At 31.9% G+C, this 7759-nt stretch carries 5 protein-coding genes; all 5 read left to right on the top strand.

Annotation, left to right across the window (positions count from 1 at the left end; translation table 11 throughout):
- The first annotated feature begins 218 nt into the window (after window positions 1–218).
- On the top strand, window positions 219–3458 hold the full coding sequence (gene hsdR / locus QZL64_RS01040; RefSeq protein ID WP_021840204.1) for a type I restriction-modification system endonuclease: 3240 nt from the start codon (window positions 219–221) through the stop codon (window positions 3456–3458).
- A 16-nt stretch (window positions 3459–3474) separates the two neighbouring features.
- Window positions 3475–4914, top strand: coding sequence for a class I SAM-dependent DNA methyltransferase (locus tag QZL64_RS01035; protein WP_021840203.1), 1440 nt, complete (start codon window positions 3475–3477; stop codon window positions 4912–4914).
- Window positions 4911–6458: a restriction endonuclease subunit S gene (locus QZL64_RS01030; protein ID WP_021840202.1), complete on the top strand. Its 1548-nt coding sequence runs from the start codon at window positions 4911–4913 to the stop codon at window positions 6456–6458. The genes QZL64_RS01035 and QZL64_RS01030 overlap by 4 nt, the downstream gene beginning before the upstream one ends.
- Window positions 6459–6560: 102 nt before the next feature.
- Complete coding sequence (locus tag QZL64_RS01025) at window positions 6561–7367, top strand: tyrosine-type recombinase/integrase (RefSeq protein ID WP_021840201.1); 807 nt, start codon at window positions 6561–6563, stop codon at window positions 7365–7367.
- Between the two features lie 152 nt (window positions 7368–7519).
- On the top strand, window positions 7520–7759 hold a 240-nt coding region (gene tnpA, locus QZL64_RS01020), incomplete at its 3' end, for an IS200/IS605 family transposase (protein WP_296309103.1).

Genomic DNA, 7759 nt, shown 5'->3' with positions numbered 1-7759 from the left:
TTTTTAGGTCTAACTTTAAGGGGTCGGTTCATGATGAAAAATTCATCAAGCGGTCTTTTTTGTTATATTTGAGATAATATCTAGAAGTCAAATATTTTATAATATAAAATCATATTTCATGGGTGATGTGATATAATAATATAAAATAATACTTCCTATAATAATAAATATATGGAAGATACTCATGGAAGCATAGATTAGGAAAATGGGGTATTTATATGAGTAACTTTGATATGATGAAGGATGAATGGAGTCTTTTGGGGCATCTGGGAGAAACAGCGGAGTACAATGTTTATAGAGATCCAAATGTAACATTGGTTAAAATTAGACAGTTTGCAGAAAGTATGGTAGAAGCAATATTTTCTCTCGAGCAGATTGAAGTTGATTCTGAGTGCTCGTTAATCAAACGGTTAAGAATATTAGAATGGAGAAATGTTTTAGAACCAGAGCTATTAGAAGTTTTTCATAATATTCGTAAACATGGTAATTTGGCAGTTCATACAAATTATGGTGATTTTACTACAGCACTAAATAGTGTTCGGTGGGCACATTTTCTTGCAAATTGGTTCATGGAAGTATATGTTTCTTATGATTATGAAGGGAAAGCTTTTTCCAATCCCGAAAAACCACAAGATAATCCTAATAGTACAATTGATGAGTTAAATGAAAAGATTAAATTATTAGAGGCTATACTGGAAAGCGAACGATTAGATTATGGTTTAAAATTACAAAAGTTAAGTAAAAATTCAGGAAACATTATTAATAAGAATGTTACTAAAGTTCGTAGATCTCAGTCTCAAAAATATCTTAAAAATAAACCCCTTTCTGAAAAAGAGACTCGGCTTAATTTTATTGATGAGCAGTTGCGTAATGCAGGTTGGTTAGCGGATACTGATAAAATAGCTTGGTCTCAAGGTGAAAGACCGGAAAAAAATAAGAATAAGGCTATTGCTGAAGTTCCTGTTAATGGGGGATATGCTGATTATGCTCTTTTTATTGGTTTGGATTTGGTGGGTATAATAGAAGCAAAACAATATAATTTTTCAATAGCCGGTCATATAGAACAAGCAAAGACTTATGCTAAAAATATAAAAGACATGGATGAATATGAGGTGCCATTTATAGATGGAGAATATAAAGTACCTTTTATATATGCAACTAATGGTCGTTCGTATATAGAACAATTCAAAGAACAATCTGGAATATGGTTCTGGGATAGTAGATACCCTGAAAAAACTTCTTTTCCTTTAGAAGGGTGGCATAGTCCGGATGATTTAAAAGAAAAGCTTAAAGTAGATGAAAATAAGGCTAATGCTGAATTAATTAATGAACCTTATCCAGATTTTGTAGAACGTTATTATCAAATTGAGGCAATAAAGGCTGTTGAAAAGGGATTAGCTGATAATAAACGTCGAATGCTATTGGCAATGGCTACAGGTACTGGAAAAACTCGTTTGGCGATAGCATTAATGTATCGATTAATTAAAACTAAACGTGTAAGGAGAGTGCTCTTTTTAGTTGATCGTAGAAGTTTAGGTATTCAGGCGGCCGATGCGCTTGGGGATATAAAAATTGAAAATTTATCTGTTGCAGATATTTATGATGTCAAATCGATAGGTGAACCTGATCCTGAAACGGCTACAAAGATTCATATTTCAACCGTTCAAGGTATGGTTAAGAGGCTTTTTTATTCTGATGATAGAATATTATCTGTTGGAACATATGATTTCATTATTGTTGACGAAGCTCATAGAGGATATCTTTATGACAAAGAAATGACTGATGATGAAATTTTATTTAGAGACCAACAAGAATATATTAGTCAATATAGAAGAGTTATTGATTATTTTGACGCTACGGTGGTGGGGCTTACGGCAACTCCAGCTTTACATACTACAAAAATTTTTAATGCACCTATATATACTTATTCGTATTCTGATGCTGTGATTGATGGTTTTTTAGTTGATCATGAGCCGCCATATAGATTTGAGACAGAGCTATTAAAAAAAGGGATAACTTTTGCTGCAAAATCAGATGTCGATATATGGGATGAAGAAAAGAAGGTTTTTGATAAGGCCTATTTAGAGGATGAATTAAGTTTTGAAGTAGACAATTTTAATAAAAAGGTAATTACAGAGGATTTTAATAAAGTAATCTTAGAAAAATTAACTGATTATTTAGATACAGACGACGATGGGAAAACTCTTATTTTTGCAGCCAATGATTTACATGCTGATATGGTAGTTCGATTTTTAAAAAAGGCATATGAAGATAAGGGTATTCCGGTACATGATGATGCCATTATTAAAATTACAGGATATATTAAGAATCCAGAAGAAGCAATTAAGCGATTTAAAAATGAGAAATATCCTAATATAGTGGTAACCGTAGATTTATTAACTACAGGTATTGATGTGCCAAAAATAATTAATTTAGTCTTTTTGCGGAGAGTACGTTCTCGCATTTTATATGATCAAATGTTAGGTCGTGCAACAAGGCTTTGTCCGAAGATTGGTAAGACATCATTTTATATTTTCGATGCGGTTCATTTATATGATCATTTGAAGAATATTACTGATATGAAACCGGTTGTAGTAAATACTAATCTATCTTTAATGGAGTTGTATCAGAGAGCATTAGATGCTACAGATAACGAAACATATGAATATTTTAAAAATGAGCTCATTGCTAAAATGCAGCAAAAAAAACAACGAATTGATAGAACTGAAGAAAATAATATAGAAATATCAGCTTCTTTTGGTACATTGGATTCGTGGCTATTAGACTTAAAGAGCATGAGCCAAAAACAGTTGGGAGCCGAAAAAGATAAAATAGACTCTTTTGATCGTTTGCACACAAATTCAAAATATCCAAATATTAAATATATTTCTAAGCATCCGGATAAGCTTTTGGAAGTAATTCAAACGTATGGTCCTAAGAATATGAAACCTAATGACTATTTAGAAGAGTTTTCAAAGTTTATAAACGATAATATAAATAAAATTGCAGCTTTAAATATTATAGTTAATAGACCAAAAGATTTGACTTTTAACGAATTGCGCTCTATTCAATTAGAATTAAAACGTAATCATTACGATGAAAATATGTTGAATTCTGCGTGGCAAAAAGCCAAAAAAGAATATATTGTTGCAGATATTATTAGCTTTATTAGACAAGCTGCAATTGGAAGTGCATTAGTTTCTCATGAGACACGTATAGAAAATGCCATGGAAAAAGTATATAATATGAAATCTTGGACACCGAAACAAATGGAGTGGCTGAAACGTATTAGAGCCCAACTTTTGAGTACGCCGGTATTGGCGCCAACAGCACAGGTATATTTTGATGAGACAACTGTATGGCGTGAAAAAGGCGGATATAACGGGATGAAACGAAGAATAGGAGAAGATATAGACAAAGTTATTGAATTACTTAATGATGAATTGTATATATCATAGTGATAGGAGATAAATTGTGACAAATAATGAAATTGTACAAAAACTATGGAAAATGGCAGATATTTTACGAGATGATGGGATTAGTTATCAAAACTATGTAACTGAGTTAACTTATGTTTTGTTTCTTAAAATGATGAAAGAACAAAACTCTGAAGAAGTAATTCCGGAGATGTATCGTTGGGATGAGTTAGTTTCTAAAGAAGGTTTAAAGCTTAAGAAATTTTATAAAAGGTTATTGCTCGACTTAGGAGATCCTGCAATTACGGCGAATAGAACATTAAATATGATTTATGCAGACGCTTCAACCCATATAGATGAACCTAAGAATCTAGAAAAGATAATTAAATCTATTGATGATTTAGAATGGTATTCGGCCAAAGAAGAAGGTCTTGGAGATTTGTATGAGGGGTTATTAGAGAAAAATGCTAATGAAACAAAATCTGGTGCAGGTCAATATTTTACACCACGAGCTTTAATTGATGTCATGGTGGAATTAGTCAATCCAGTTAAAGGAGAAAAACTAAATGATCCAGCAGCAGGTACATTTGGTTTTATGATCGCAGCAAATCATTATCTTAAATCAAAGTATGACGAGTTTTTTGAACTATCGCCTGATGAGGTTGAGTTTCAAAAACAAAAGGCTTTAAGTGGTATGGAATTAGTTCCTAATACACATAAATTAGCATTGATGAATGCATTGCTTCATGACATAGATTGTAGATTAGTGCAGGGAGACTCTTTATCTTCTAATGGGAAGTGGATGAAGGATTTTGATGTTGTTTTAACCAATCCACCTTTTGGAACAAAGTCAGGAGGAGAACGAGCGACTCGTGATGATTTAACATACGAGACAAGTAATAAGCAGCTGAATTTTCTTCAGATAATTTATAATTCTTTGAAGCCCAATGGAAAATCAAGGGCTGCAGTCGTTGTTCCAGACAATGTTTTATTTGATAGTGGTGTAGGAGAGTTAATTAGGCGAGACTTAATGAATAAATGTAATTTACACACTATCTTGCGGTTACCAACGGGAATTTTTTATGCTAAAGGTGTTCAAACAAATGTATTGTTTTTTGAAAGAGGCGCAACAGAAACAAACAATACTAAGGAGATTTGGATATATGATCTACGTAATAATATGAGAACATTTGGAAAACGAAATCCTTTGAATAAAGATGATTTTAAAGAATTTGTTGAATGTTATAAACGAGATTATCGTGAGGAGCGTCAGGAACTTTGGAATGAGTCTAACACTAATGGTCGATGGCGTAAGTATAGCATTGAAGAGATCTTAAAAAGGGATAGTGTGAATTTAGATATTTCTTGGATTGAACCTGAAAGCGAGGAAACAGAATATACTATTTTAGAAATGTTAGATCTTATGCAGGAAAAATCAGATAATATAGCGCATGCTGTAGCACAACTGAAGGAGCTTTTAGGTGAGGTTGAAGAATGATAGATACAAAAGCGCTGAAAGATAAAATTTTAGATTTGGCAATGAGAGGGAAATTGACTCCCCAAGACCCTAATGATGAACCAGCAAGTGAACTCCTAAAAAGGATTAAAGCAGAAAAAGAAAAGCTAATTAATCAAAAAAAGATTAAACGAGAAAAAAATGGTTCTGAAATTTTTCAAGGTGATGATGGTTTACATTATGAGAAGTTTGCTGATGAGACTATTAAAGAGATAGAAGTCCCCTATGAATTGCCTGAAGGATGGGCATGGGCAAGAATATCACAATTTGCTCAAGCAAAAGGCGGTAAAAGAGTTCCTAAAGGAATGAATTTGCAAGCTATTAAAACCTTATATCCTTATCTTCGAGTGACAGATATGAAGGAAGAAACGATATTATTAGATAAATTATTATATGCCTCTGAGTCTATTTGGGAAAAAATTAAAGGTTATACTATTAATAATGAAGATATTTATTTGACTATAGCTGGCACCATTGGCAGAGCTGGAAGTGTACCATTGGAACTTAACAACTCCCTTCTGACAGAAAACGCTTTAAAAATCATTAATTATTCTCCCATGAATAAATCTTATTTAATCAAAGCGTTAAATTCTAATGTAGCTCAAAATCAGTTCAATAATTTATTCAAGCAAGTTGCTCAACCTAAGTTATCAATAAAAAGTACTTTATCTACATTAATACCGATTCCTCCTTTAGCAGAACAAATAAGGATCGTAGACAGACTATCGGAAGGAATGGAATTAGTTAAACTAATTGAGTTAGAGCAACATGATTTACAGGAATTATCATCTCGTCTAAAGAAATTAGTTTTAGACGGTGCTATGCAAGGGACACTCCTTCCGCAAAATTCGAACGATGAACCAGCTTCAATATTATTAGATAAAATTAGAGCCGAAAAACAAAAACTCTTTAAGGAAGGGAAAATAAAAAAGAAAGATTTAGAAGAAATTCAACCCACTTTAGATGAGGATAACGCCTATTATCAGAATATTCCTAAAAGTTGGAGTTTAGTTTGTTTGAAGACAATTGTATATATTTTAAATGGTGACCGCGGTAAAAATTACCCATCTAAAGAGAAATTAAGTTTTTCTGGAAATATTCCATTTATTAGCGCTATCAATTTGAAAAATGGCCTTGTATCTAAAGAATCTTTAAAATATTTAAATGATGAGCAATATAATCTTTTAAGAAGTGGCAAAATAAAAAAGGACGATATTCTTTTTTGTATTAGAGGCTCATTGGCAAAAAATGGTATTTCTAAATTTACAAAAGGTGCTATAGCATCTTCATTAGTAATTTTACGCTCTTATAATAAGAGATTAATTTCTCCTCTTTTTTTATTGGCATATTGTAACTCTACCCAAATATCAAGTGAATTAAACAAATATAATAATGGCACGGCACAACCTAATTTGGCCGCTTCGGATCTTTCAAAATTTGTGATTGCTTTGCCTCCAAAAATGCAACAACATAAAATATTGAGAGCAATCTATAGAGTCAATAATATTGTTGACTTTATAAAATAGTTTCTTTGAATTGCAATATAATTCAAGATGCACACTTGCTAAAATACGAGTACAATAGAATAACGTGCGGTGGAATTTCAAATTCAATAAAAGGAGAATTATGTGAAATCGGTAAATGAATTTGAGTTACACCTAAAAAAAGAAGGGTTATCTAAGAATACAGTATCAGCTTATCTTTTTGCGATTAATTATTTTAGAGCTAATTATGAGTTAAATCTAGAATCGATTTTAGAGTATAAAGGATATCTAATTGAAAAATTTAAACCCAAAACAGTAAATTTACGAATACAAGCGATAAATTCGTATTTGAAATTTATAGGAAAAGAAGATTTATGTTTACGTGCATTGAAAATTCAGCAAAAAAACTTTTTAGAAAATGTAATTAGTTATGCTGATTACTTATTTTTAAAAAAAGCTCTAAAAAAAGAAGAAAATTTAAAATGGCATTTTGTTGTTTGGTTTTTAGGCGCTACAGGAGCACGTGTTAGCGAGCTTATCAGGCTAAAAGTAGAACATATTCATATTGGCTATTTTGATGTTTATTCAAAAGGTGGAAAAATACGTCGATTATATATTCCTAAAAGGTTAAAATTCGAAGCTTTAGATTGGTTGAGTACGGAAAATCGTAATACCGGCTATCTTTTTTTAAATCGATATAAAGAGCCAATTAGCCCTCGTGGAATTTCTCAACAATTAAAATTTTATGCTGATAAATATGGATTAGAGAAAAAAGTTATTTATCCTCATTCTTTTCGCCATATGTATGCCAAACGTTTTTTAGAAAAATTTAATGATATTTCTTTATTAGCTGACCTATTGGGGCATGAATCAATAGAAACAACCAGAATCTATTTAAGAAGGACTACGAGTGAACAACAGCAACTGGTAGATAAAATTGTAACTTGGTAAAATTTTTCGTTGTACGCCGAATAGGCATGACTAAACCCCCAGTTAAACTGGGGGTCGGTAAAAAATTCTTATAGAAAAGGAAAGAACCTCCTAATGATACAATGAAGTTGGTCTGGCAACCACAACATTTCAACTTAGGAGGTTCAATGTCAATGAATGACGTAAAAAGCTTATCACATAGTAAATGGAGATGTAAATACCATATTGTCTTTGCACCTAAGTATAGACGACAAGTTATATATGGGCGAATAAAAGTTGATATAGGGAAAATATTAAGAGATTTATGTACAAGAAAGAATGTGGAGATTATAGAGGCGAAGTGCTGCCCCGATCATATACATATGCTTGTTACTATACCGACACATTTAAGTGTATCAAGTTTTATGGGGTAT

It is taken from the genome of Veillonella sp. CAG:933, assembly GCF_000431435.1.
Taxonomy (GTDB): domain Bacteria; phylum Bacillota; class Negativicutes; order Veillonellales; family Veillonellaceae; genus Veillonella_A.
Note: the sequence above shows the minus strand (reverse complement) of the source record. Positions and strands in the feature narration are given on the sequence as shown.

Excerpts from the sequence above, each read along its gene's own strand:
- hsdR (WP_021840204.1), top strand. The coding sequence starts at position 219 with ATGAGTAACTTTGATATGATGAAGGATGAATGGAGTCTTTTGGGGCAT.
- QZL64_RS01030 (WP_021840202.1), top strand. The coding sequence starts at position 4,911 with ATGATAGATACAAAAGCGCTGAAAGATAAAATTTTAGATTTGGCAATG.